Source organism: Microbacterium sp. LMC-P-041 (genome assembly GCF_030209555.1).
Taxonomy (GTDB): Bacteria; Actinomycetota; Actinomycetes; order Actinomycetales; family Microbacteriaceae; genus Microbacterium.
Genome location: NZ_JARVRV010000001.1, coordinates 589,467 through 614,734 on the forward strand (window position 1 = coordinate 589,467; position 25,268 = coordinate 614,734).

At 68.2% G+C, this 25,268-nt stretch carries 25 protein-coding genes and 2 riboswitches; of the genes, 13 read left to right on the plus strand and 12 right to left on the minus strand.

Annotated features, from left to right (window positions below; all coding sequences use genetic code 11):
- Positions 1 to 29: 29 nt before the first annotated feature.
- The 8 genes from gcvP to QRN21_RS02875 form a co-directional block, all read right to left on the minus strand.
- Positions 30 to 2,861 carry an aminomethyl-transferring glycine dehydrogenase gene (gene gcvP / locus QRN21_RS02840; RefSeq protein WP_056279008.1) on the minus strand — a complete coding sequence of 944 codons (2,832 nt, stop codon included), beginning with the start codon at positions 2,859 to 2,861 and terminating at the stop codon, positions 30 to 32.
- A gap of 61 nt (positions 2,862 to 2,922) precedes the next feature.
- Positions 2,923 to 3,300: a glycine cleavage system protein GcvH gene (gene gcvH / locus QRN21_RS02845; protein WP_056278046.1), complete on the minus strand. Its 378-nt coding sequence runs from the start codon at positions 3,298 to 3,300 to the stop codon at positions 2,923 to 2,925.
- Positions 3,297 to 4,481, minus strand: a complete 1,185-nt coding sequence (locus tag QRN21_RS02850) for a glycine cleavage system aminomethyltransferase GcvT (protein WP_285363079.1) — start codon at positions 4,479 to 4,481, stop codon at positions 3,297 to 3,299. The genes gcvH and QRN21_RS02850 overlap by 4 nt, the downstream gene beginning before the upstream one ends.
- A 51-nt stretch (positions 4,482 to 4,532) precedes the next feature.
- A riboswitch (glycine riboswitch) is annotated at positions 4,533 to 4,635 on the minus strand.
- 1 nt (position 4,636) lies between these two features.
- A riboswitch (glycine riboswitch) is annotated at positions 4,637 to 4,731 on the minus strand.
- A 127-nt stretch (positions 4,732 to 4,858) separates the two neighbouring features.
- Positions 4,859 to 5,695 (minus strand): ATP-binding cassette domain-containing protein, encoded by an 837-nt coding sequence (locus tag QRN21_RS02855; RefSeq protein WP_072590993.1) that lies wholly within the window; start codon positions 5,693 to 5,695, stop codon positions 4,859 to 4,861.
- Entirely contained in the window at positions 5,692 to 6,555 is an 864-nt protein-coding gene (locus tag QRN21_RS02860; RefSeq protein ID WP_053095559.1) for an ABC transporter ATP-binding protein, read from the minus strand. The genes QRN21_RS02855 and QRN21_RS02860 overlap by 4 nt, the downstream gene beginning before the upstream one ends.
- Positions 6,552 to 7,532 carry an ABC transporter permease gene (locus tag QRN21_RS02865; protein ID WP_053095558.1) on the minus strand — a complete coding sequence of 327 codons (981 nt, stop codon included), beginning with the start codon at positions 7,530 to 7,532 and terminating at the stop codon, positions 6,552 to 6,554. Before QRN21_RS02865 ends, QRN21_RS02860 begins: the two co-directional genes overlap by 4 nt.
- Entirely contained in the window at positions 7,525 to 8,520 is a 996-nt protein-coding gene (locus QRN21_RS02870) for an ABC transporter permease (protein ID WP_285363080.1), read from the minus strand. Before QRN21_RS02870 ends, QRN21_RS02865 begins: the two co-directional genes overlap by 8 nt.
- A gap of 39 nt (positions 8,521 to 8,559) precedes the next feature.
- Entirely contained in the window at positions 8,560 to 10,251 is a 1,692-nt protein-coding gene (locus QRN21_RS02875; RefSeq protein ID WP_053095556.1) for an ABC transporter substrate-binding protein, read from the minus strand.
- 243 nt (positions 10,252 to 10,494) lie between these two features.
- Between QRN21_RS02875 and QRN21_RS02880 the strand changes: the two genes are divergently transcribed.
- The 7 genes from QRN21_RS02880 to QRN21_RS02910 are packed head-to-tail and all read left to right on the plus strand — an operon-like array spanning position 10,495 to position 17,830.
- The gene (locus QRN21_RS02880; RefSeq protein ID WP_072590991.1) at positions 10,495 to 11,211 is read left to right on the plus strand and encodes an NUDIX hydrolase; all 717 of its coding nucleotides are present in this window, start codon (positions 10,495 to 10,497) and stop codon (positions 11,209 to 11,211) included.
- Positions 11,208 to 12,545 carry a quinolinate synthase NadA gene (gene nadA, locus QRN21_RS02885; RefSeq protein WP_285363081.1) on the plus strand — a complete coding sequence of 446 codons (1,338 nt, stop codon included), beginning with the start codon at positions 11,208 to 11,210 and terminating at the stop codon, positions 12,543 to 12,545. The genes QRN21_RS02880 and nadA overlap by 4 nt, the downstream gene beginning before the upstream one ends.
- Positions 12,542 to 14,056 carry an L-aspartate oxidase gene (nadB, locus tag QRN21_RS02890; protein ID WP_285363082.1) on the plus strand — a complete coding sequence of 505 codons (1,515 nt, stop codon included), beginning with the start codon at positions 12,542 to 12,544 and terminating at the stop codon, positions 14,054 to 14,056. Before nadA ends, nadB begins: the two co-directional genes overlap by 4 nt.
- Complete coding sequence (nadC, locus tag QRN21_RS02895) at positions 14,056 to 14,907, plus strand: carboxylating nicotinate-nucleotide diphosphorylase (RefSeq protein WP_056278027.1); 852 nt, start codon at positions 14,056 to 14,058, stop codon at positions 14,905 to 14,907. Before nadB ends, nadC begins: the two co-directional genes overlap by 1 nt.
- A gap of 5 nt (positions 14,908 to 14,912) precedes the next feature.
- The gene (locus QRN21_RS02900; RefSeq protein ID WP_285363083.1) at positions 14,913 to 16,052 is read left to right on the plus strand and encodes a cysteine desulfurase family protein; all 1,140 of its coding nucleotides are present in this window, start codon (positions 14,913 to 14,915) and stop codon (positions 16,050 to 16,052) included.
- Positions 16,053 to 16,088: 36 nt separating this feature from the next.
- Positions 16,089 to 17,036 (plus strand): glycosyltransferase family 2 protein, encoded by a 948-nt coding sequence (locus tag QRN21_RS02905; RefSeq protein ID WP_285363084.1) that lies wholly within the window; start codon positions 16,089 to 16,091, stop codon positions 17,034 to 17,036.
- Positions 17,037 to 17,056: 20 nt separating this feature from the next.
- Positions 17,057 to 17,830: an SDR family NAD(P)-dependent oxidoreductase gene (locus QRN21_RS02910; RefSeq protein ID WP_285363085.1), complete on the plus strand. Its 774-nt coding sequence runs from the start codon at positions 17,057 to 17,059 to the stop codon at positions 17,828 to 17,830.
- A 7-nt stretch (positions 17,831 to 17,837) separates the two neighbouring features.
- Here the strand turns inward: QRN21_RS02910 and QRN21_RS02915 are convergent, their stop codons facing one another.
- On the minus strand, positions 17,838 to 19,883 hold the full coding sequence (locus QRN21_RS02915) for an ABC transporter ATP-binding protein (RefSeq protein ID WP_285363086.1): 2,046 nt from the start codon (positions 19,881 to 19,883) through the stop codon (positions 17,838 to 17,840).
- A gap of 170 nt (positions 19,884 to 20,053) precedes the next feature.
- Between QRN21_RS02915 and QRN21_RS02920 the strand changes: the two genes are divergently transcribed.
- The gene (locus QRN21_RS02920; protein WP_285363087.1) at positions 20,054 to 21,532 is read left to right on the plus strand and encodes an MDR family MFS transporter; all 1,479 of its coding nucleotides are present in this window, start codon (positions 20,054 to 20,056) and stop codon (positions 21,530 to 21,532) included.
- A gap of 26 nt (positions 21,533 to 21,558) precedes the next feature.
- On the opposite strand, the gene QRN21_RS02925 is transcribed toward QRN21_RS02920, so the two are convergent.
- Entirely contained in the window at positions 21,559 to 21,702 is a 144-nt protein-coding gene (locus QRN21_RS02925) for a hypothetical protein (protein WP_164481686.1), read from the minus strand.
- 95 nt (positions 21,703 to 21,797) lie between these two features.
- On the opposite strand from QRN21_RS02925, the gene QRN21_RS02930 reads away from it, so the two are divergent.
- Entirely contained in the window at positions 21,798 to 22,379 is a 582-nt protein-coding gene (locus QRN21_RS02930) for a 1-acyl-sn-glycerol-3-phosphate acyltransferase (protein WP_056278019.1), read from the plus strand.
- Positions 22,380 to 22,389: 10 nt separating this feature from the next.
- On the opposite strand, the gene QRN21_RS02935 is transcribed toward QRN21_RS02930, so the two are convergent.
- Positions 22,390 to 22,611 (minus strand): hypothetical protein, encoded by a 222-nt coding sequence (locus tag QRN21_RS02935; protein ID WP_285363088.1) that lies wholly within the window; start codon positions 22,609 to 22,611, stop codon positions 22,390 to 22,392.
- 69 nt (positions 22,612 to 22,680) lie between these two features.
- Between QRN21_RS02935 and QRN21_RS02940 the strand changes: the two genes are divergently transcribed.
- The gene (locus QRN21_RS02940) at positions 22,681 to 23,214 is read left to right on the plus strand and encodes a DUF6328 family protein (protein ID WP_056278016.1); all 534 of its coding nucleotides are present in this window, start codon (positions 22,681 to 22,683) and stop codon (positions 23,212 to 23,214) included.
- A 9-nt stretch (positions 23,215 to 23,223) separates the two neighbouring features.
- On the opposite strand, the gene QRN21_RS02945 is transcribed toward QRN21_RS02940, so the two are convergent.
- Positions 23,224 to 23,778 carry a Dps family protein gene (locus QRN21_RS02945; RefSeq protein WP_053095544.1) on the minus strand — a complete coding sequence of 185 codons (555 nt, stop codon included), beginning with the start codon at positions 23,776 to 23,778 and terminating at the stop codon, positions 23,224 to 23,226.
- Between the two features lie 96 nt (positions 23,779 to 23,874).
- Between QRN21_RS02945 and QRN21_RS02950 the strand changes: the two genes are divergently transcribed.
- The 3 genes from QRN21_RS02950 to QRN21_RS02960 all read left to right on the plus strand — a co-directional run bounded on the left by QRN21_RS02950 (position 23,875) and on the right by QRN21_RS02960 (position 25,265).
- Positions 23,875 to 24,384 (plus strand): GNAT family N-acetyltransferase, encoded by a 510-nt coding sequence (locus QRN21_RS02950; RefSeq protein ID WP_372984305.1) that lies wholly within the window; start codon positions 23,875 to 23,877, stop codon positions 24,382 to 24,384.
- A 104-nt stretch (positions 24,385 to 24,488) separates the two neighbouring features.
- On the plus strand, positions 24,489 to 24,788 hold the full coding sequence (locus QRN21_RS02955; RefSeq protein ID WP_053095543.1) for a Fe-S cluster assembly protein HesB: 300 nt from the start codon (positions 24,489 to 24,491) through the stop codon (positions 24,786 to 24,788).
- Between the two features lie 132 nt (positions 24,789 to 24,920).
- A complete protein-coding gene (locus QRN21_RS02960; protein WP_053099048.1) occupies positions 24,921 to 25,265 on the plus strand; it encodes a LysR family transcriptional regulator in 345 nt (114 codons plus the stop codon).
- Positions 25,266 to 25,268: the final 3 nt, after the last annotated feature.

Consider the following 25,268-nt stretch of genomic DNA (forward strand, 5'->3'; position numbering starts at 1 on the left):
CACGACGCCGTCACCCCTCAGGATTCGGTTCAGGCGAACGCCTCGATCGGCGGGCAGGCGCACACGAGGTTGCGGTCACCGTACGCCTGGTCGATGCGGCGCACGGGCGGCCAGTACTTGCCTGCCACCAGAGCGTGCACCGGATAGGCGGCGTCTTCACGGCTGTAGGCGTGCTCCCACTCCCCCGCGATCAGCGAGACTGCCGTGTGCGGAGCGTTGACGAGAGGGTTGTCGTCCGCGGGCCAGCGCCCGGCGGCGACGGCATCCGCTTCGGCCTTGATCATGATCATGGCCTCGATGAACCGCTCGATCTCGCCGAGGTCCTCGGACTCGGTGGGTTCCACCATCAGAGTCCCCGCGACCGGGAACGACATGGTCGGTGCGTGGAAGCCGAAGTCGATCAGTCGCTTGGCGACGTCGTCGACGGTGATCCCGGTCTCCTCGCGAAGCGGACGCAGGTCGAGGATGCACTCGTGCGCCACCCGGCCGTCCTCCCCCGCGTACAGCACGGGGAAGTGCTCGCCCAGGCGCGCGGCGATGTAGTTCGCGGACAGCACCGCGGCCGCGGTCGCGTGACGGAGGCCGTCGGCGCCCATCATCCGCACATAGGACCACGAGATCGGCAGAATGCCCGCAGATCCGTACGGTGCCGCCGACACCGCGCCGCCTTCGAAGACGAATCCGCCCGCATGCTCCGCCCGCTGCGCGAGCGGGTGCGACGGCAGGTGGGCCGCGAGGTGCGCCTTGGCTGCGACGGGGCCCACACCGGGGCCGCCGCCGCCGTGCGGGATCGCGAACGTCTTGTGCAGGTTGAGGTGCGAGACGTCGCCGCCGAGATCGCCGAACCGGGCGTAGCCGAGCAGCGCGTTGAGGTTCGCACCGTCCACGTACACCTGGCCGCCGGCGTCGTGCACCGCGGTCGTGATCTCGACCACGTCCTGCTCGTACACACCATGCGTCGACGGGTAGGTGATCATCAGCGCCGAGAGCTCGTCGGCGTGCGCCGCGATCTTCGCCCGCAGGTCGTCGAGGTCGACGTTCCCGAGCTCATCGCACGCCACGACGACGACCTTCATTCCGGCGAGCACCGCGGAGGCCGCGTTGGTGCCGTGCGCGGACGACGGGATCAGGCACACCGTGCGCTGCGTGTCGCCGTTCGCGAGGTGGTATCCGCGGATGGCGAGGAGGCCGGCCAGCTCGCCCTGCGACCCGGCGTTCGGCTGCAGCGAGACGGCGTCGTACCCCGTGACCTCGGCGAGCCACGCTTCGAGCTGCGTGATCATGTCGAGATACCCCGCGACATCGGATGCCGGCGCGAACGGGTGGATGCCCGCGAACTCCGGCCACGTGATCGATGCCATCTCGGTCGCCGCGTTGAGCTTCATCGTGCAGGACCCGAGCGGGATCATGCCGCGGTCGAGCGCATAGTCACGATCGGCGAGGCTCTTGAGATAGCGCATCATCGCCGTCTCGCTGCGGTGCGCGTGGAAGACGGGGTGTGTGAGGTACTCGTCCTGACGGAGCAGATCGCCGGGGAGGCCGCCCTGCGAACCGGAGCCGAAGAATCCGAATGCGCGCTCCCGGGCACCGCCGAAGACCTGAGCGACCTGATGGAGCTCGGCGACCGTCGTGGTCTCGTCGATCGAGATGCCGATCGTGTCGGCATCCGCGGCGTGCAGCAGGATGCCGAAACCGTGATGGGCCTGCTCCACGAACTCGGCAGCGCGCCCCGGCACCCGCACCTGGAGGGTGTCGAAGAACGAGTCGTGCACGACGTCCGCACCCGCATCGGCGAGCCAGTCGCGCAGCATCGCGGTCTTGGCCGCGACCTCCCGGGCGATCGCCTTCAGTCCATCGGGACCGTGGTAGACGGCGTACATCGACGCCATCACGGCGAGCAGCACCTGAGCGGTGCAGATGTTGCTCGTCGCCTTCTCGCGGCGGATGTGCTGCTCGCGGGTCTGCAGCGACAGCCGATACGCCGGCTTGCCGTCGGCATCGACAGAGACGCCGACGAGACGGCCGGGCAGCTGACGTTCGAGCCCTGCGCGCACAGCCATGTAGCCCGCGTGCGGGCCTCCGAAACCGATCGGCACGCCGAAGCGCTGCGTCGTCCCGACCGCGACATCGGCCCCGAGCGAGCCGGGCGACGCGATGAGGGTGAGCGCGAGGAGGTCGGCCGCGACGACGGCGAGCCCGCCCGCGAGGTGCGCCGCATCGATCACGGCCGCCGGGTTCCAGACTCGCCCGGAGGCCCCCGGGTACTGCACGAAGACGCCGAACAGCTCGGCGGGCAGCTCTTCACCCGCCGCGAAGTCGACGGACACCAGTTCGATGCCCACGGCCTCGGCACGGGTCTCGAGCAGTGCCTTCGTCTGCGGGAACGCGTCGGCGTCGACGGCGAAGACGTTCGACGCCTTCTTCGACGCGCGGCGCGCCAGCAGCATCCCCTCGACCACAGCGGTCGATTCGTCGAGCATCGACGCGTTCGCTGTGGTCAGGCCGGTCAGTTCGGCGACCATCGTCTGGAAGTTGATGAGTGCTTCGAGGCGACCCTGCGAGATCTCGGGCTGGTACGGCGTGTACGCGGTGTACCACGACGGATTCTCGAGCACGTTGCGCTGGATCACCTGAGGGGTGATCGTGCCGTAGTACCCGAGACCGATCATCGGCCGGTTCACCGTGTTGCGGGACGCGAGCGCGCGCAGCTCGGCGAGCGCCTCGGTCTCGCTCGCTGCGCGCGGGATCACGGACTCCGTGGAGGCGGGGGTGAAGATCGAAGCGGGCACGGCCTGACGCATCAGCGCCTCGACCGGGCTCCAGTCCTCGAGCTTCGACTCGACGCCCAGGGTGTCGAGCATCTGGCGCTGGGCGGCGGCGGTGGTTCCGATATGACGATCGGCGAAAGAGACCACTGGACGATCAGCCCTCCGTGAGAGCGACGTACGCGTCGCGGTCCATCAGGCCCTCGAGCGCACCGGCGGCGACGGAGACCTTGATGAGCCAGCCTCCGTCGAACGGCTCGGCGTTCACGAGCGACGGGTCGTCGACGACGGCGTCGTTGATCTCGACGACCGTGCCGGTGACCGGGGCGTAGAGCTCGCCGACCGACTTGGTCGACTCGATCTCACCGACGACCGACCCTGCGGTGATCTCGGTGCCGACGGCGGGGAGTTCGACGAACACGACGTCTCCCAGCTTGTCGGCCGCGTAGTCGGTGATCCCGATGGTGACGGTGTCACCGCCAGCGGCGATCCACTCGTGCTCGTCGGTATAGCTGAGTGCGTTGAGATCGGTCATTTGGTCCTCCGGTAGAAAGGCAGGGCGGTCACGGTCGCGGGGATCCTGGTCCCCCGCACATCAAGGAATACTGCGGTTCCCGCGGCAGCGGAAGAAGGTGCCACGTAGGCCATCGCGATCGGGTGGCCGAGCGTCGGGCTCAGTGCACCGCTGGTGACCTCGCCCAGCACGATGCCGTCCGCGTCGACCACCGAGTAGCCCGCGCGTCCGGCACGCTTGCCCTCGGCGACCAGGCCGACGAGCACCGGAGCGTCGGATGCGGCATCCACCGCTCCCTTGCCGATGAAGTCATCTTTGTCGGACACCACCACTCGCCCGAGACCGGCCTGAGACGGCTTCGTCTCGCGCGAGAGCTCGTGACCGTAGAGAGGCATCCCCGCTTCGAGCCGGAGGGTGTCGCGCGCGGCGAGGCCCGCGGGGACGAGCCCGTGCGGCTCACCCGCCTCGACGAGGGCGTCCCACAGGGCGGGTGCGTCGGCGGCTCTCACCAGAAGCTCGAATCCGTCCTCACCCGTGTAGCCCGTGCGGGCGAGCAGCAGCGGTGCACCCTGGAACAGCGCATCGGCCCAGGCGTAGTACTTCTGCTCCGCCCATGGGGTGCCGAGATCGGTGATGCCCGGCGTCGACGAGACGATCGCCTCGGAGGCGGGGCCCTGGACCGCGAGCAGGGCATAGTCGTCGGAGACGTCTTCGACGTCCACGCCCCTGTCGCCGATGAACCCCGCGAAGCTGCGGTCCTCTCCCTCGGCCCTGGCGGGCATCTCGCGTTCGATCCGCGATGGGAACGAACGGACGCGCGATGCGAACGCCTGGTCGACGAATCCGCGGTTCCCCGCGTTCGCGATCACCAGGAAGCGGTCGTCTGCGAGCCGGTAGACGATCACGTCGTCGATGATCCCGCCGTCGTCGGCGAGCATCAGGGAGTACTTCGCCTTGCCGACCGCCATCGCCGACAGCCGGCCCGCGAGCGAGTAGTCGAGGAACTCCCCGGCGAAGTCGCCGGTGACGAGGAACTCCGCCATATGGGAGATGTCGAAGATGCCGGCCGCCTGCCGCACGGCGTGGTGCTCGGCGAGGTCGGACGTGTATCGCACCGGCATCTGCCAACCGCCGAAGTCGGTGAACGATGCACCGAGCGCCTCGTGGCGCTCACGCAGCGGGGTGTAGCGGGGGTCGGACATGGAGTTCTCCCGGGCTGGATCGGGCGGAACAGCGACGCTGCTCCTGGGAACTCCCCCTCTGTCATGAGCCTGAGAGCTTCGCCCAGAGACTGGGCTTTCACCGTCGGCGGATCCGAGCTGACGCGGCGTCGCTCGAGATCGCTTTTCAGAGTGGCCGGAACCGCGCGGTACGCGTACCTGAGAGATTGGCGGGGAGGCTTGCTCCTTCGGTGCCCGGCTGCATTCGCCGGGGCTCTCCCGCGTGGGTCATTCGGCCTGTCTTCACTTGTGGCCTCAGTCTAGCGGGTCGACGTCGTCGGCACAGGCCGCAGAAAGCCGCGCTCCCCCGACGCCCCGGAGGAGGGGCGCCAGGCGAGCGCGGCGTCATCCACTGGAGGTCAGCGACCCGCCAGCTCGGCTCTGACCTCGTCTCGCAGACGCCCGAGGTTCTCGGGCTCGGGCGCGGCGCCCAGCAATGTCCTGGTGTACTCGTGCTGCGGATTGAGGATGACCTCGTCGGCTGGGCCGCGCTCGACGACATCACCCTTGTAGAGCACCATGATCTCGTCGCTGAAGTGACGTGCCGTCGCGAGATCGTGCGTGATGTAGAGCACGCCGAGGTTCTCCTCCCGCTGCAGATCTGCCAGCAGGTTGAGCACTCCCAGTCGGATCGAGACATCGAGCATCGAGACCGGCTCATCCGCGACGATGAACCGCGCTCCCGGGGCGAGCGCACGAGCGATCGCCACGCGCTGCCGCTGGCCACCGGACAGCTCATGCGGGCGACGTTCCGCGAAGCTCTCGCCGGGCGACAGCCGCACGCGCTCGAGCAGCTCGATCGCCCGCGCCCGCACCTGGGAGCCAGACAGCTTGGGGTGGTGGAGCCGGATCGGCCGCTCCAGGTGATGGATGATCGTGTGGAAGGGGTTGAGTGACGCGAAGGGGTCCTGGAAGACCATCTGCACCTGGGAGCGGTAGTCCTCCACGGCGCGGCCGCGCATGCCCGAGTCCTTGCCGTCGAGCAGGATCTGCCCGCCCGTCGGCGTCTCGAGCTTCATCAGCATCCGGGCGATCGTCGACTTGCCCGACCCGGATTCGCCGACGAGAGCGACCGTCTTCCCCGCTTCGATGGTGAACGAGACGTCCTTCACCGCGTGCAGGACCGACGTCTTGAGGCCGGATCGCAGCGTGAAGTCCTTCACCAGGTTGCGGGCTTCGAGGGTGGGAGCACTCATCGGACCTCCTCCTGACTGGGCTGGTTGCCGGTGCGGACGAAATCTCCGCGCTCGCCGGTCAGACTCGGGAAGCTCGACAGGAGCTTCTTGGTGTATTCGTGCTGGGGTGTGCGGTAGATCTCCTCCGCGGTGCCCTCCTCGACGATCTGCCCCTGCAGCATCACGGCGATGCGGTCGCTGATCTCGATCAGCATGGGCAGGTCGTGCGTGATGAAGATCACCGCGAAGCCCAGCCGCTCACGCAACCGCATGATCTCGCGGATGATCCCGCGCTGCACGACCACGTCGAGCGCCGTGGTCGGCTCGTCCATGATCATCACCTGAGGGTCCAGCGCGAGCGCCATCGCGATCATCATGCGCTGACGCATGCCACCGGACAGCTCATGGGGGAAGCTCGTCAGTCTCGACGGGTCGACCCCGACCAGGGTCAGCAGCTCTTCGGCCCGCGCCTGCTTGTCCTTCTTGGACATGCCGGGGCGATGGGTCTCGAAGATGTCGAAGATCTGCGCCTTGACGCTGATGACCGGATTGAGCGAGTTCATCGCTCCCTGGAACACCATCGAGATCTTGTCCCAGCGGAAGGCCCGCAGCCCATCGCCGTCGAGAGCGACGATGTCGATGTCGTGGCCGTCGCGGTCATGGAACACGATCTCGCCGCTGGTCATGAGCGCAGGAGCCTTGAGCAGCCGATTCATGCCGTAGGCGAGCGTCGTCTTGCCGCAGCCGGACTCACCGGCGAGGCCGAGGATCTCGCCTCGGTTGAGTGTGAGAGAGACGTTGCGGACCGCCTTCACGGGCGGATCCACCTCGTACTCGATCGACACGTCGCGTGCGGTCAGCACGGCATCCGGAGCGCTCATGCGGCGACCCCCTTCGTCTTGGCGGCCTTGCGCACGCGCCGAGCGGCGTCGGGTGCATTGCGGAGCTTGGGGTTGATGACCTCGTCGATCGCGAAGTTGATGAGCGAGAGTCCCGCGCCGAGCATGGCGATCATGATTCCCGGTGGGACGAACCACCACCAGGCGCCTCGTCCGAGCGCCTGACCTGACTGCGCGTCGTTGAGGATCGTCCCCCAGGTGATGGAGGAGTTGGGGCCGAGACCGAGGTACGAGAGACCGGCCTCGCCGAGGATCGCGAAGATGATCGCGAACAGGAACTGCGCGGTGAGCAACGGCAGCAGGTTCGGCATGATCTCGACCAGGATGACGCGGAAGGATCGCTCTCCCGCGACCTTGGACGCGTAGACGTAGTCACGGGTGCGCAGAGATCGGGTCTGCAGCCTGAGCACGTAGGCGGCACCGGCCCAGGACGTGATGCCGAGCACGAACGCGACGAGCTGCCAGCTGCGCTGCGGGACGAAGGAGGAGATCACCATCACCAGCGGCAGGCCGGGGATCACGATCATCACGTTGGTCAGCAGCGCCAGGGTGTCCTCGCGCCATCCGCCGAGGTACCCCGCGAGGACTCCGAAGACAAGCGACAGGATGATGGCGATTCCGCCCGCGACCACGCCCACGAGGAGCGAGCCCTGGGCGCCGATGGCGAGCTGGGCGAACATGTCGTTGCCGAGCTTGGTGGTGCCCAACCAGTGCTCCGGCGAGGGCGGGAGCAGTGCGGGGTTGTCGGTGCTTCGAGGGTCCTGCGAGAAGATCGGCGCGATGATCGCGAACAGCACGATCGCGATCACGATGCTCGCGCCGATGATGAACTTCGTCGATGAGGTGGGAAGGACGCGGCGGCGTCTGCGGCCCCGCTGGGTGGCGAGAGAGATCGTGCTCGCAGGCTGGGTCATGGGCTGATCCTTCGTGATCAGCACTGTGTTCTCGGTGTCAGACATTCTGGCGAGCCCTCGGGTCGATGAAGCCATAGACGAGGTCCATGATGAAGTTGGCGGCGAGCACCGTGATCGTGATGACGAGGAAGAGTCCCTGCATCAGCGCGTAGTCGTTGTTCGTGACCGCCTGGAACATCAGCTTCCCGATGCCCGGGTAGGTGAAGACCTGCTCCATGACGATGGAGCCGGCGACAACGAAGCCCAGGGTGATCGAGAAGCCGGCGATCGACGGGATCGCGGCATTGCGGGCGGCGTACGTCGTCATGATGCGACGCGGACGGAGCCCCTTGGCCTCGGCCGTGAGCACGTAGTCCTCGGCCATGGTCTGCACCATCATGTTGCGCATCCCGAACATCCAGCCGCCCACCGACGAGATCACGATCGTCAGTGCGGGCAGGATGGCGTGCGAGAGCGCATCTATGAAGAACGCCCAGGTCGGCTCGGGACCGTCCGGGAAGTCGAACACGTCGTAGCCGCCGAAGATCGGGAACCAGCCGAGCCCGACCGCGAACACCGAGACGAGCAGCAGCGCCATCCAGAAGTACGGGATGGACTGCAGCACGGTGGTCGCCGGGATGAGGTGGTCGACCCACGTTCCGCGCTTCCATCCCGCCCAGGCGCCGAGGACGACGCCGAGGATGAAGGAGATCACGGTCACCGTGCCGACGAGGATGAGCGTCCAGGGCAGCGCCTGCCCGATCAGCTCGCTCACCGGCGCGGGGAACTTGGTGACGGAGATGCCCAGGTCGCCCTGGAACATGCGCCCCCAGTACGCGATGTACTGATCCCAGAGGGACGAGTCATCACCGCCGAGAAGCAGCTTGATGTTGCGGATCGTGGTCTCGGAGACCTCGCCGCCCGCTCGCTGCATCTTGGCGATCATGATGTCCGCCGGGTTCCCCGGCATGAGCCGGGGAAGCAGGAAGTTGAGTGAGATCGCGGCCCATAGCGTGAACGCGTAGAACCCGATTCTTCGTGCATAGAACTTCATGTCACTGACCGTGCTTCCTGCTCCCCCGACTCCATGCGCTTAGTTCGCCGGCTCGAGCTGCGTCAGGACGTAGCCCGCCGCGATCGCACCCCAGGACGGCGGGAAGGCGTAGAGGTCCTCCTCCGTCGGCCATCCCGTGAAGTCCTTCGTGTTGTAGAAGGTCTGCGTCGCGTTGATCACGAGCGGGATGTAGGGCAGATCACGGACGATCTCGGTCTGGATCGTGCCGTACAGCTCCTTCTTCTCTGCCTCGTCGTTCGTGCTGATCGCGGCCTGGACGGCCGTGTCGACGACGGGGTTGCTGTATCGGCTGAAGTTCCAACGCCCCGCGGGCACCTCCGAGCCCACCGCTGCGGTCGAACCGACGGTCGTGCCGCCGAACCAGTCGCGGTAGATCTGGAACGGATCGGCCACCGAGGTTCCGACCACACCGCCGACGATCAGCTGGAAGTCACCGCCCTGACGGGCGTCCGAGAATTCCTGCCACTGCACCGTGGATGCCGTGATCTTGATGCCGGCAGCCTCTGCCTGCTCTGCGATCAGCTTCGCCGCATCGTTGTAGTCGGTCCAGCCGTCGACCGAGATCAGGCTGAGCTCGAGCGGCACGCCGTCCTTCGCGTAGAAGTCGCCGTCCTTCGTGTAGCCGGCGGCCTCGAGGATCTCGCCAGCCTCGTCGGCGTTCGCCTCCTGGGGGCTGATCTCGTTGGCGGAGTCCGCGACCCACTTCTCGTCACGGGGCAGCAGCGCGAAGGTCGGCGAGATGTCGCCGGTCAGACCGACGAACGCCTTGTCCTTGATGGCCGCGCGGTCGATCGCGACGTTGAGCGCCTGTCGAACCGCGACGTCGGTCTGGGGACCCGTGCAGCCGAGCTCGGCGTTCGAGCACGTGTACAGGACGGTCGGGTCCTGCGGCGTGTTGATCCAATCGATCGCTCCGTTGCCCGTGACGTCGTCCGGGTTCGGGATGAACATGCCCGTCCAGTCGAGCTTGCCGGCGGCGAGCAGGTCCTGTGCGGTCTGGTTGTTGTCGACCGCGATGTACTGGACCTTCTTGACTCCGAGCTCGTCGGCGTCGCGGAAGTTCTCGTTCGCGACGAGCGTGTACGACTCGCTCGTCGTCTTGTCGACCACGTAGGCGCCGGAGCCGACAGGCTCTTCGTTGGCGAAGTTCGCGAAGTCGGTGACCTCCGCCCACACGTGCTCGGGGAGGATGTAGGTCGAACCGAGGCGCTGGAACTCGGTCGTGTACTGCGCGGTCGTGTACGTGAGGACGACCGTGGTGTCGTCGGTAGCCTCCGCCGAGACGAGACCGTTGCCCTCAGGGTTGTTGGCCTCGTAGGTGAAGGAGAACGCGACGTCGGCGGCGGTCAGCGGCTCTCCGTCGCTCCACTTGAGATCGGGCTTGATGGCGATCGTGATCACCGTGCCGTCCTCGTTGTATTCGTACGAGTCTCCGATCAGACCGACGGGCTCGGAATCCGCCGTCTTGTTGAAGAAGAACAGCGGCTCGTAGATCGGCCCGAGTGCACCGTGGAGCACGGTCGGGGCGAACGGGTTGTAGTTCGCGGTGATGGGGGTCTGACTGCCGGCCCAGACACGAAGAGCACGGTCGCCATCGCCACCGCTCCCCTCGTTGCCTCCGCCTGCGCCACAGGCCGTCAGGCCCAGGGCGAGGACGGATGCCCCCGCCACAGCGGTGAGCGCGATCTTGCGCCTTCCGTTACGGATCATTCTGTATTTCCTCTCGGTGCTGCACTGCAGGAGGGATTTCTCCGGGTGGAGTCGAACTCCGGACGGAGTTCGCAACAGATCCCGAAAGGGATTTGTTAGGACAGTAACCTAACAAATCCCTTTCATAGCGACAAGAGTCCAGAACGCTGGTATATAACGTTTCGGCCTCAGGGGCGGTGGCGTCATGAAGATGCACTAACAGTCGAGATGACACTAAGATCGGAGCAGGAGGTTAAGGTACATATGACCCAAAGCAGAGGCATCGACGTCGCCGTGTCGACCGTGATCCTCACCCTTCGACGCGCCGAGGACGGCTCGGCGGTGCTCGCGCTGCCACTCGTGCTGCGCACGCGCGAGCCGTTCGCCGGCCAGTGGGCCCTCCCCGGCGGCTGGCTCACCGAGACCGAATCGGCTGTCGACGCCGCAGCCAGGACTCTGGCCGAGACGACGGGACTGACGCCGAGCTATCTCGAGCAGCTCTACGCCTTCGGGGCCGTCGACCGCTCCCCCACCCGCGTCGTGTCGATCGTGTACTGGGCACTGCTCCGCCAGGATGACGTCGACGCGCAGAGCGCGGCGCATCGGGCATCCGGCAAGGCTCCGGAGAACGTGCGCTGGGTCGACCTCGATGAGCTCCCGGCGCTGGCCTTCGATCACACGAAGATCGTCGAGTACGCCCTGTGGCGACTGCGGAACAAGGTCGGCTACAGCCGCGTCGCCCACGGCTTCCTTCCTGCCGAGTTCACCCTGGCGGATCTCCGCGAGGCGTACGAGGCCATTCTCGGCAAGCACCTGGATCCGGCCAACTTCCGCCGCCAGGTCGAATCCGCCGGCAACCTCCTTCCCACCGACCGGTTCCGCACCGGCAACCACCGACCCGCCCGCCTGTACCGCTACAACACCGACGTCGAGCTGGCCGATCACGGCCCCCTCGGCCCCGAGGAGACGAGCACCCGATGAGCATCACCTTCGTTCCCACACCGGTCGTCCAGCCGATCGACGCCTCTGTCGATCACGCGATCCAGTCGATCGTGTCCGGCGCCTCGACCGACGCGACTTGCGCGACCGACCTCGCCGCCGGCCCCTGGGACTTCGACTCCCGCCCCGGATACGGTCCCGGGTCGTCGATGGGCGACGTCATCCCCACCGGCGCTCCGCGGCAGGGAGAGCTCCCCGCCGAGTACCGAGATGCCGGCGAGGCCGACCTCGACGAGCGCATCCGCATCGCGAAGGCCACCCTCGGTGACCGCGCCGTCGTGCTCGGGCACTTCTACCAGCGCGAAGAGGTCGTGCGGCACGCCGACTACGTGGGCGACTCGTTCCAGCTCGCGACCGCGGCGAAGGAGCGTCCGAACGCCGAGGCGATCGTGTTCTGCGGAGTGCACTTCATGGCCGAGACCGCTGATCTGCTCTCGGGACCCGACCAGGCCGTGATCCTGCCCAATCTGGCGGCCGGATGCTCGATGGCCGATATGGCGGACATCGATCAGGTCGAGGACTGCTGGGAGCAGCTCGCAGACGTGCTGGGCGACCTCGACACACCCGATGCGGGTGGACGGGTGCCGGTGATCCCCGTCACGTATATGAACTCGTCGGCCGCGATCAAGGGCTTCGTGGGGCGCCACGGAGGAATCGTGTGCACCTCCTCGAATGCGCAGACCGTACTCGAGTGGGCGTTCGAGCGCGGTCAGCGCGTGCTCTTCTTCCCCGACCAGCACCTCGGCCGCAACACCGCGAAGGCGATGGGCGTACCGCTCGAGCGGATGCCGATGTGGAACCCGCGCCAGGCGCTCGGCGGATCCTCCGCGGCACAGCTCGTCGACTCGCAGGTGATCCTCTGGCACGGGTTCTGCTCGGTGCACCGCCGTTTCACCGTGGATCAGATCGACCAGGCGCGGGCCGAGCACCCCGGGGTCCGGGTGATCGTGCACCCTGAGTGCCCGATGGCCGTCGTGGACGCGGCGGACGAGGCGGGATCGACCGACTACATCCGTCGGGCGATCGCCGCGGCGACCACGCCGACCACCTTCGCGATCGGCACCGAGATCAACCTCGTCCGTCGCCTCGCGGCGCAGTTCCCCCAGCACGAGATCTTCTGCCTGGACCCGGTGGTGTGCCCCTGCTCGACGATGTACCGCATCCACCCCGGGTATCTCGCCTGGGTGCTCGAAGAGCTCGTCGCGGGCCGCACGCCGAATCGGATCACGGTGACGGCGGACGTGGCCGACCCCGCCCGCATCGCCCTCGAACGGATGCTGGCGGCGAAGCCGCCCGTGGCGGCGAGCGCCCGATGAACGTCGTCGTCGTCGGCTCGGGCATCGCCGGACTCACGACGGCCCTGCACGCGCACGAGACCGGCCACTCGGTCACGATCGTGACGAAGGGTGCGCTGGGCGACGGCTGCACAGGGTACGCGCAGGGCGGCGTCGCCGGAATCTACGGCGTCGGCGACTCGGCGGCACAGCACGCCGCAGACACCATCGATGCCGGAGCAGGACTCTCGGATCCCGCCGCGGTCGATGTTCTCGTGCACGAGGGCGCGACCAGGATCGCGGAGCTGATCGCCCGAGGCGTCGCGTTCGACCGCTCACCCGACGGGCGGGTGCTGCTCGGGCGGGAGGCCGCGCACCGTCACGCACGCATCGTGCACGCCGGCGGGGATGCCACGGGAGCAGCGATCACCCGGGCGTTGGTGGCCTCGGTCCGCGACGCGGATGTCACCGTCGTGGAGGGCGCCTTCCTGGCCGACGTGATCGCCGAGGACGGCGTCGTGCGCGGCGTGCGTGTCCAGGTCGGCGGGGCGGTCTCGGAGCTCTCCGCGGACGCGGTCGTGCTCGCCACGGGCGGCGCAGGGCACCTGTATGCGCACACCACGAATCCCCTCGGCACCACGGGTGACGGCATCGCCGCCGCCGTGCGGATCGGGGCCGCGGTGGCCGACCTCGAGTTCGTGCAGTTCCATCCGACGATCCTGGCCGAGGGTCCCGCCTTCCTCGTCTCGGAAGCGGTCCGCGGCGAAGGGGCGACGCTGGTGGACGCCGACGGCCGGCGATTCGTCTTCGACAGCCACCCGGACGGCGAGCTCGCCCCACGCGACGTCGTCGCGCGGGCGATCGCCCGCCAGTCCGCCCGACAGGGCTCCCCGGTGCGTCTCGACGCGACCATGCTCGGCGGACTCAGACTCGCGCAGCGATTCCCGACGATCGATCGCGTGACGCGGGAACGCGGTCTCGACTGGGCCTCCACTCCGATCCCGGTGACACCCGCCGCCCACTATCTGATGGGAGGCGTCGTCACCGACCTCGACGGGCGCACCTCCGTCCCCGGGCTCTTCGCCGTGGGCGAGGTCGCGCGCACCGGCGTGCACGGCGCGAATCGTCTCGCCTCGAACTCGCTGCTCGAAGGCGCGGTCTTCGGAGCCCGCGCGGCAGCCGCGCTCGGCACGCCCTGGCAGCATCCTCCCGTCAGCTCGCAGCGCGGCTCGGCGCCTCGCGCACCTCTGTCCGAGGAGTCGGAATCCACCGGCGAGATCGCTGTCGGCGCCGACTTCAGTCGCGCAGCGCTGCAGCGCCTGATGTGGGACCACGTCGGCCTGCTGCGCTCGGAAGAGGGTCTGCGACACGCCGCAACCATCGTCGGCCGCTGGCTCGCCGCGATTCCCGAGCCGGCCACCGTCCGCGAGCGCGAGGATGCGAACCTCCTCCTGCTCGCCCGCGCGACCGCGTCTGCCGCGCTCGCTCGCACCGATTCCGTCGGTGCGCACTTCCGCGAACCCCTCGCCTCACCTCTCCTGGAGACAGTCTGATGCTCACCGCCGCCCACATCACCCGCGTCGTCAGCGCAGCCCTCGAGGAAGACGCCCCCTGGGGCGACCTGACGAGCGCGACCCTGCTTCCCGCGGATGCCACCGCCACTGCCGACCTCGTCGCCCGCGAAGCGGGCACCTTCAGCGGCGGCGAGGTGTTCGCGGCCGCGTTTCACCTCACCGATCCGGCGATCGCGGTCGACGTGCATGTGGGCGACGGAGACGCCTTCGAGGCGGGCGACGTGCTCGCCTCGGTATCCGGCTCGGCCCGCGGCATCCTCACCGCCGAGCGCATCGCTCTGAACTTCACCCAGCGGATGAGCGGTGTCGCGACAGCCACCGCCGCCTACGTGCGCGCGGTCGAGGGGACATCGGCGCGGATCGCCGACACGCGGAAGACGACCCCGGGCATGCGAGCGTTCGAACGGCATGCGGTGCTCTCGGGCGGTGGTCACAACCACCGGTTCTCGCTGTCCGATGCGGTGATGGCCAAGGACAACCATCTCGCGGTGCTGAAGCGCTCGGGCGTCGACCTCGCCTCGGCTCTGCGGGATGCGCTCTCCCGGCTGCCTCACACGACGCACGTGGTCGTCGAGGTCGACCGGCTCGATCAGATCCCCGCCGTGCTCGACGGGGGTGCGCACACGGTGCTGCTCGACAACTTCTCTCTCGACGACCTGCGCGCCGGGGTCTCGATGATCGGCGATCGCGCGCAGGTCGAAGCCTCGGGCGGGGTCGCTCTCGACACGGTCGGGGCGATCGCGGCGACCGGGGTCGACGTCATCTCGGTCGGCGCCCTGACGCACTCCGCCCGGGCGCTCGATCTCGGTCTCGACGTGCGGATCGACTGACGGGGATGCTCTATCTCGATCACGCCGCAACGGCTCCGGTGCGACCGGAGGTCGTCGAGGCCATGCGCCCGTTCCTGACCGGGGTCTTCGGCAATCCGTCGAGCCACCACACGTACGGTGAGGCCGCGGCGAGCGCACTCGATGACGCACGGTCGCGGGTGGCCCGAGTGCTGGGCATGCGCGCGGGCGATGTGATCTTCACATCCGGTGGAACGGAATCGAACAATCTCGCGGTGAAGGGCATCGTGCTGGCAGCCCTCGCACGCGGTCGCCGGCATCTGGTCGTCTCGCCGATCGAGCACGAGTCGATCCTCGAATCCGCCGACCACCTGCGGCGCTTCCACGACGTCGAGGTGACGCCGATCCCCGTCGACGGCCTCGGCAGGATCTCCGTCGCCCCTCTGACCCAGGCCCTGCGCGATGACACCGCACTGGTCGCCCTCGGACACGCCAACAACGAGATCGGCACGGTCCAGGACGTCGCCTCCCTCGCAACAGCCGCGAGGGAGGCAGGCGTCCCGGTGCATGTCGACGCCGTGCAGTCTGCGGGGTGGCTGCCGCTCAGCGGCCTCGGAGCGGATGCCGTCGCCATCGCCGGGCACAAGCTCGGAGCTCCGAAGGGGATCGGAGCGCTCGCCGTGCGAGGGCGCGTCGCGCTCGAGCCGCTCATGCACGGCGGCGGCCAGGAACGAGGACGCCGTTCGGGCACCGAGAACGTCGCGGGCGCGGTGGCTCTCGCCACAGCGCTGGAGCTCGCCGACGCGGAGCGCGAGGAGGCGAGCGCCCGGGTCGCTGAGTCGACGGGGCGCTTCATCGCCGCGGTGTACGCACTCGTGCCGCAGGCGGCCCTCACCGGCGACCCCGTGGCACGGCTGCCCGGCACGGCGAGCTTCACGTTCGCCGGAGTCAGCGGGGAGGCTGTCCTGCTCGAGCTCGAGCGTCGGGGAGTGGTGTCGTCGAGCGGCTCTGCCTGCGCCGCCGGAAGCGACGAGCCCTCGCATGTGCTTCTCGCATGCGGGATCTCCCCCGCGGTCGCGCAGACCTCTGTGCGGTTCACCTTCGGACGCGAGGCGCTCCCGCACGACCTGGCCGAACGGCTCGCCGGGCTGGTCGCCGAATCGGTGCGCGCGGTCACCCACCCCTGAACGACGAGCCCGACCGGCCGGCCATAGACTCGGCTCGTGACCGCCTCCGCCCCGATCGTGACCCTGATCGTCCCCGGCCGCGACATCGGCGCCTTCGCTCCTGCCGCACTCGAGTCGCTGCGCTCGCAGACCGAGACGCGGTGGAACGCGATCCTCATCGACGACGGATCCAGAGACGACACGGCGGAGATCTTCGCCGCGGCCGCAGCATCGGATCCACGGTTCCGGGCGGTGCAGCACGAGGCGTCCCGAGGCCTGGGTGCCGCGCGGAACGTCGGCATCGACCTCGTCGACACTCCCCTGATCGGCTTCCTCGACGCAGACGACGAACTCACGCCCTCGGCCCTCGAACGACTCGTCGGGACGCTCGCCGAGACCGGCAGCGATTTCGTCGCCGGCGCCTACGTGCGGTCGCGCTTCGATGGCGAGCGCTACGTCGCGGGGCGCGTGCAGCCGTGGGTGTCGGCAGCGACGTCGCCTGAACGACTCGCCACCACGATCGTGGAGCACCCTCGAGCGAGCGCGAACATCGTGGCTTGGTCGAAGGTCAGCCGCACCGAGTTCTGGAACGACCTGAGGTTCCCCGAGGGCGTCGCCTACGAGGATCAGGTGGTCGCCCAGCTGATGTACACACGGGCGCGCAGCTTCGATGTCATCCCCGACACCGTGGTGCGCTGGCGCCTGCGCGCGGACGGCACCTCGATCACGCAGGGGCGTGCGAAGCTCCCCGTGCTGCGCGACTATCTCACGGCTCTGCGCGGAGGAATCCGCGTGCTGCACGAGGCGGGGGCACAGGCCGCCGTCACCGCCCGTCTCGAGCTGATCCTCGCCATGGACATTCCGCCGCTGCTCGAGATCGCGCGCACGCACACCGAACCGGACTACTCAGACGAGGTCGACGCGTTCGTCGCCGAGATCGAAGCACTCCCCGAGCACGCCGCCGCCCGCCCCGATCCCGCCCTCACCGCCGCGCTGGCGTGGTGAGACGCGCACTCTGGAGACCGATGAACCAGTACCTCGCCGACCTCTTCTCGCTCGAGGGTCGCACCGCCGTCGTCACCGGTGGCAGCTCGGGCATCGGACGCGGCATCGCGACGGCACTCGCGAGCGCAGGCGCCTCGACCGTGATCGTGGCGCGCGGTGAAGCGCGGATTGCCGAGACCGTGGCGGAGCTCACCCGCGCCGGATGCCGGGCGGCAGGAGTCGTCGGAGACCTCGGCACGCGGGAGGGAATCCGAGCCCTCGCTGAAGCGGCCGTCGAGCCGTTCGGCGAGCCGGACATCCTGGTGAACTCCGCAGGGATCAACATCCGCCCGCCGTTCTCCGAGATCACCGAGGGCGACTGGGACGCGACGATGACCGTGAATGCGCTCGCCCCTTTCCTGCTCGGCCAGCGCTATGCCACCGGCATGGCCGAGCGGGGCTACGGGCGCCTGATCCACATCAGCTCCCAGCAGGCGCATCGCGCGTTCGTCGGCAGCGGCGTCTACGGCGCCTCGAAGGGAGCCGTGGAGTCGCTGATGCGCTCGGAGGCCGAGGCATGGGGAAGCACCGGAGTCACGAGCAACAGTCTCGTCCCGGGGTTCGTGCTCACCCCGCTCAACGCCAGGCTGCAGCAGGACCCCGAGCAGATCGCCGCCCTCGCCGCACGGACCATGATCGGACGCAACGGACTGCCGTCGGATTTCGCGGCCGCGGCCGTGTTCCTCGCCGGCGCCGGCTCGAGCTACGTCACCGGGCAGTCGCTGTTCATCGACGGCGGCCTGTCGGTGCACTGAGCACGTCTCACCCCTCGGCCGGGTAGACCCGCTCGTCGGCACGGGACACGTCGAGCAGCGGAACCGGAGCGGTGAGCGCGTCGACCGCATCCGCCCCGGCGGAATCCTCCGGAGCCCGGTCGGCCCGACGGTGGGCGAGGGCGGCGCGCACGCCTCCCGAGACGGCCGTCTCGACGGCCCTCTCCGTATCGAGCACACGCGAAGCGGCCACCTGCTGCGCGGCGAGCTCGGCATAGAGACCGCCCCGCGCGAGGAGCTCGACGTGAGTGCCCGACTCCACGATCAGGCCGGCTTCGACGACATGGATGACGTCGGCCCCCATGATCGTCGAGAGTCGATGCGCGATCGTCAGCGTCGTGCGCCCCTTGGCCGCTTCGTCCAACGCCTCCTGCACGACGCGCTCCGACACCGTGTCGAGAGCGGACGTCGCTTCGTCGAGCAGCAGCACGGGCGGATCCTTCAACAGCACTCGGGCGATCGCGATGCGCTGCTTCTCACCGCCCGAGAGACGGTATCCCCGTTCTCCGACCACGGTGTCATAGCCGTCTTCGAACCCGCTGATGATGTGATGGATGTTCGCTGCGGTGCAGGCGGCGATCATCTCCTCGTCCGTCGCGTCGGGTCTGGCGTACAGCAGGTTCTCGCGGATCGTCGCGTGGAACAGGTACGTCTCCTGCGAGACGATGCCGACCTGGTCGATGATCGACTCCTGCGTGAGGGTCTTCACGTCCGCTCCCGCGAACAGCACCGCGCCGCCATGCGCCTCGTACAGTCTCGGCGCCAGATACAGCACTGTCGTCTTGCCCGCACCCGAGGGACCGACGAATGCGACGTGCTGACCGGGCTCGGCCACGAAGGAGACGCCCTGCAGGGTGGGGCGAGCATCGGGTGCCGCGTCCGGATAGCGGAAGACGACGTCGGCGAACTCGATCCGTCCCCGTGGCCCCGGCGCTTCAGCGACCGTGATCGCATCCGGGGCGTCCTGGATCTCGGGCACCAGGTCGAGGTACTCGAAGATGCGCGCGAACAGCGCGGACGACGTCTGGAGGTCGAGCGACACCCGCATGAGGCCCATCAGCGGCTGCAGCAGACGGGCCTGGACGGTCGTGAAGGCGACGACGGTTCCCGCGGTGATCGCGCCGGTGCCGCCGGCGATCAGGTAGCCCGAGACGAGGTAGATGACCGCGGGGACGCTCGCCATCAGCACCTGGACGACCGCGAAGAAGCCCTGCCCGCTCATCGCCCGCCGTACCTGCAGCCTCACCTGGTTGCGGTTCTCGGCCTGGTACCGCTGCGATTCGGTGCGCTGTCGGTTGAACGCCTTCGACAGGAGCATCCCCGACACGCTCAGAGTCTCCTGCGTGATGGAGGTGAGCTCGGACAGCGACTCCTGGGTCTCGCCGGCGATGCGCGCACGGACCTGCCCCACGCGTCGCTGCACGATGATGAGGAACGGCATGAGCACGACAGCGATCAGCGTGAGCCGCCAATCGATCAGGATCATCGCGACGAGGGAGGCGATGACCGTCACGACATTGCCGAGGATGCTGGTCACGGTGTTGGTCAGGACGCCCGAGACGCCGCCGACGTCGTTCTGCAGACGCGACTGGATGACGCCGGTCTTCGTCCGGGTGAAGAATCCGAGCTCCATGGCCTGCAGATGCTCGAACAGCCGGACCCGCAGGTCGCCCGTGACGCTGTTGCCGACGGTCGAGGTGAGCCAGGTCTGCGCGACGCCGAGGACGGCGGAGAGGAGGAAGAGCCCGACCATCGCCGAGACCAGCCAGATCAGGAGCTGCAGCTGGGGGCCACCGCCGTCGACGGGGAAGAGCGCGTCGTCGAAGATGCGCTGCACGATCAGCGGCGGGATCACGGCGATGGCGGCGCCGATCACAACCAATACGCCGGTCCAGAAGATGCGCCAGCGGTACGGACGGAACAGCGCGATCACCCTGGATCCGAGCCCGCTGATGCGCGGTGCCTCGGCGTTGAGCCGACGCTGTGCGCTCTCGTCCACACCGCGGAATCCCCCGCGTCCACCACCCATGCTCATGTCGCCAGCGTAGTCAGCACGCATGACCCCGGACGCGCTCAGCGCGGGCGTCCGTCCGCTGAGAGCGGATTCAGAGGGATCCGGAATGAAATGTCCGAACCTGTGGTTACGCTGAGTGGTCCCCGCGCACTCGCGCGATCTCCCCCTCTCTTCAGTGCCTTGGAGGCCGTATGTCTGCCGTCGACACCGGGTCGATCACCACGCCCCCTCCCGCGCGCAGCGGCGAGATCGCCCGCAGCGACATGCGCGTGATTTGGCTCCTGCTCGTCGCCGCGTTCGTCGCGATCCTCAACGAGACCACGATGGGCATCGCGATCCCCCACCTGAACGTCGATCTGGGCATCCCGCCCGAGCTCGGCCAGTGGCTGACGAGCGCATTCATGCTCACCATGGCGGTCGTCATCCCGACGACCGGGTTCATCCTGCAGCGCTTCACGACCCGTCAGGTCTTCATCGCCGCGATGATCTCGTTCTCGCTCGGAACCCTGGTCGCCCTCGTGGCGCCCGGCTTCGAGATCCTCCTCGCCGGCCGCGTCATCCAGGCCGCCGGCACGGGCATCATGATGCCGCTCCTCATGACCACCATCATGAACGTCGTCCCCGCCCAGTCGCGCGGACGCATGATGGGGCGCGTCGGACTCGTCATCTCGCTCGCTCCCGCGATCGGACCGACGCTCGCCGGTGCGGTCCTCGAGACGCTCCACTGGCGTGCGCTGTTCGCGATCATCCTGCCCATCGCGCTCGTCTCGCTGCTCATCGGCGTCAAGTGGATGACCAACCTGGGTGAGACCCGCGTGGTCCCCCTCGATGTCGTCTCCATCCCGCTCGCCGCTCTCGGATTCGGCGGCATCGTCTTCGGTCTCAGCCAGTTCGGCGGCGAAGACGGATCCGGCGAGACCGCCGGTGTCGTCGCTCTCGTCGTGGGCGCCGTCGCACTCGCGCTGTTCGTGTGGCGCCAGCTGGTGCTGCAGCGGGTCGACGACGCACTGCTCGACCTGCGCGTGTTCCGCTCGGCGAACTTCACGTTCTCGGTCGTCATCATGACGATCCTCGCGCTGTCGATGTTCGGGACGCTGACCCTTCTGCCGCAGTACCTGCAGAACGTCGCCGGCCTCAACGCCCTCGAGTCCGGCCTCATCCTCCTTCCCGGTTCGGTGCTGATGGGTCTGCTCGGCCCCATCATGGGTCGGGTGTACGACGCACGCGGCACTCGCCCGCTGCTGATCCCCGGAACGATCCTCGTGTCGGCCGCGCTGTTCTACTACTCGACCGTCGGCGAGCACACCGTGTGGTGGGTCCTCATCATCGTGCAGGCGGCCATGTCGGTCGGACTCGCGATGTCGTTCACGCCGTTGTTCTCCGCGTCGCTCGGGTCGCTGCAGCGTTCGCTGTACTCACACGGCTCCGCTGTGCTGAACACCCTCCAGCAGGTCGGTGGCGCGGCGGGCGTGGCGGTGCTGACGGTGACGTACTCCGCCATCCTGCACGCCGGAGAAGCCGAAGGGCTCCCCACGGCGGTCGCCGGTGCGCCGGGTGCCCGCATGGCATTCCTCATCGCCGCGATCATCTCGCTGGCTGCGGTGGCGCTGAGCCCCTTCGTCCGCAAGCCGGCAGACGATGTCTCCGGCGGAGCGCACGGCGGGCACTGATCGTCCCGCTGCGGCGGCGTCTCCTGCTACTGCGTCTTCGGCGCAGGGAAGTGGCAGACGCCGCCGCTGCAGTACCCGGCGGCGTCGTCATCAAGCAGGTTCGGAGTTCCGGTCAGCGGCTGAAGCACGGTCGGTGCGTCCTGCTCGGCGGAGTCCTGTGTCTTGGCCATCACTCGATCGTACGCCTGTGGCGACGGCATGGCGCGGAAATGCGGCGGCGGCCGGGGGCGGCTGATCATCAGACGTTCTGCCCTACGGTGGACGAGTGCTCAAACGACTCCTCGCCCGCTTCTTCTGGGCAGTCAGCCGCTGGACCCTCACCGCCGAGGCCACTCCTCAGAGACCCACCATCCTCATCGGTGCGCCGCACACGTCCAACTGGGACTTCGTGCTCATGCTGGCGATCGCGTGGAGACTGGGCATCGAGGTGCACTGGCTCGGCAAGAACAGCCTGTTCCGCGGGTGGCGGGGTCCGATCATGCGTCGTCTCGGCGGCATCGCCGTGGACCGCGCCGACCCGGCGCGGGTCGTCAACGACGTCGTGGAGCAGGTCCATTCCGGCGGCGTCTTCGGCCTCGTGATCACGCCCGACGGCACTCGCGGGGGCAACGAGTACTGGAAGTCCGGCTTCTATCGGATCGCACGAGAGACCGGGATGCCGGTGACTCTCGGTTTCGTCGACCGCACCACGATGACCACCGGACTCGGCCCCACGATCGAGCTGACGGGGGACGTCGCCGCTGACATGGACAGGATCCGGGCGTTCTACTCAGACAAGGCCGGTCTCCGTCCCGAACGCCGCACCGTGCCGCGGCTGCGCGAGGAGCACGCGAACGGCGACAGCTGACAACGCCGTCTCAGGCCGAGTCCTCCTGCTCGATCTCCGACCGGGCCTCGGAACGGGCGTACTCCAGATCGTCGTCGGACAGCGTCTCGGCCATGCCGACCACAGCCCCGGTGATCGTCCTGATCTCATCCCGCGTTCGCGCGCCGAGGTGCGGCGCGGTATCTCCGAGCACCTCGACTCGCGCCTCGAGCGACAGCCCGGGCCACCACTCGCGGATCGGTGGAAGCGTCATCCCCTGCTCCTCGAGTGCATCTGCGCAAGAGTCTGGACAGACTCCGAGCGGTGCCGCAAAACTGACTGCATGGAACCCGACCACCGATCTGCACCGTCGAGCGAGCTCGACGACCGACGAGACGGACGCGACGAGACTCGGAACGAGCGCGCCGACCGCAACTGGGAGGAGCTCCTGCAGGAGCTGCGAGTGATGCAGACCGGTACGCAGATCCTCACCGGATTCCTGCTGGCCGTCGCCTTCACTCCCCGCTTCGAGGACATGGACGAGGTCCAGAGGGATCTGTACGTGGTGCTGGTGGCACTCGCCGCGCTGGCGACGATCCTGGCGCTCGCGCCGGTGGGCATGCACCGGGCGCTGTTCGGTCGCCGCCGCAAACCCGAACTCGTCCGGGTGGCCGCTCGGATCGTGAAGATCGACCTCGTGGCGATCTCCGCACTGACGATCGGTGTGACCACCCTCATCATCGACTTCACCGTCGATCGCGCCGCCGGGCTCATCGCGCTCGTCTCCTCACTGGTCGCCGTCCTCCTCCTCTGGCTCGTCCTCCCGCGCCTGGTCCGGCGAGAGGCCGAACGTACGCGGGAGGACGAACGAGAGTGAGACGTCAGCTCAGCTGGTCGCGGGAGTGCGGTTCTCGGCACTCACCATCCACGCGAACTGCTCCAGGCTCTCGAGCACCGCGTGCAGGATGTCGGCCGACGTGGGGTCTTCCTCGTCGACGGCATCGTGCACGTCGCGGATCGTCCCGATCGTCGCCTCGAGGCGCGCGGTGATGAGGTCGATCGTGTCGGTCGTCGAGACCTCGCCCATCGGGAACGCGGGAAGAGAGGTCGATTCCGCGATCGTGTCCGTGCGTCCGTCGGGCACCGCGTGCAGTGCCCGCATCCGCTCGGCGACCGTGTCGCTGAACGTGCGCGCGGCGTCGATGATCTCGTCGAGCTGACGGTGGGTGTCCCGGAAGTTGCGTCCGACGACGTTCCAGTGTGCCTGCTTGCCCTGTAGTGAGAGCTCGATCAGGTCGACCAGCACGAGCTGCAGGTTCGCGGCGAGGGTGGGCGACGCCGTGAATCCCTTCTCGGCGTTCTGCCTTCTCGTCGTCTTCGCTCCGCGCTTGGATGCGGTGCCGGTCTTGGACGCGCTCTTGGACGTGCTCTTCTCAGCCATGAGTCCTCCTGGGGTTGGAAACTGCGAGATTAGCTCCGCTCGCGGCCCGTATCGAGGGGGTTGACAGTCCCCCCGGTCTCATCAGATCGTGGCGCAGTGACGAAATCAGAGAGAGCACAGACCGAGATCGACGACCACGCATCGGATGTGGTGATCGGCCCGACCTCGGAGTCGGATGCGGGTGAGGTGCTCACCCTGCAACGCGCGGCGTTCGTGTCGGAGGCGCAGATCTACGGCAGCGCCGATATGCCCCCGCTGACCCAGACGCTCCCCGAAGTGGAGGCCGAGCTGCGTTCCAGCAGCGGCCTCGCGGCGCGGAAGGACGGACGGCTGGTCGGGGTCATCCGGTTCGTCGAGGACGACGGCGTGCTACTGATCGGCAGGATCGCGATCGCGCCCGACATGCAGGGAGAGGGCATCGGGCGCACGCTGCTCGACGCGGCCGAACGCGCGTCGAGCGCGGATGTGGCCGAGCTCTTCACCGGCAGTCTGAGCGAGGCCAACATCCGCCTGTACGAGTCATGCGGATACGAGGAGGCCGAGCGCGTGCCGCAGGGCGACGGAACCGAGCAGGTGTTCCTGAGAAAACCTCTGCATCAGGTGTGAGACCCCTCTGAACGGGCGCGTCGGGTTGAATCGTCCCGCCGAGTGCGGAATCGTGGCCCGTCACGCCGCACCCGCGTCGTGACCGCAACCGGAAGGAGAGTCTTGTGCTCACCCTCACCGATAACGCCACCGCAATCGTGAACACCCTCGTCAGCCGTCAGACCGACGCTGACGACGCCGGGCTTCGCATCCACTCCACGCCCGCCCCTGGACCGGATGGGGGTGCGCGCCTCGCCGTCCTCGTGACGCCGGACCCGGAACCCGACGACCAGGTCGTCGAGGTGTCGGGCACCCGACTCTTCCTCGATGAGACCGCCGCAGCCGCGCTCGATGACAAGGTGCTCGACGCCGGCGTCGATGACGAGGGATCCGTGTCCTTCGCCGTGCTTCCGCAGGTCTCCTGAGGAGATCCGCCACCGGATGCCGCGGCTCATCGAGCCGCGGCATCCGTGCGTCTGGGACTGCCGCGCATCCGCCTCGCGTAGGTTAGACGGAGACCCGTGATCGTCGCGGATCCAGAAGGACCGTTCCCCCGCATGAAGCTGGCATTGCTCCGTCGCTACGTCGTCCTCGCTGAGACGCTGCACTTCCCCCGAGCCGCTTCCCAGCTGGGCATTCCCCTGGCCTCCCTGTACACCTCTCTCGACAAGCTCGAGGACGAGGTCGGACACACGCTGATCAATCGCGAAGGGACGCCGCGACTCACGAACGTGGGAGAGCTGTTCCTCGCTGAAGCGCAGGCGACCGTGGCCGCCGCTCCCCCGCCCGCGCCGAAGACGGCGGGCCCGGCGGGCGGCAAGGCCAAGGCGTCCAAGGGCAAAGGTCGCGCGCCCATCGTGAAGGGTCAGCCGAAGCCCTACAAGAAGCGTCAGGGTCGCTGAGCC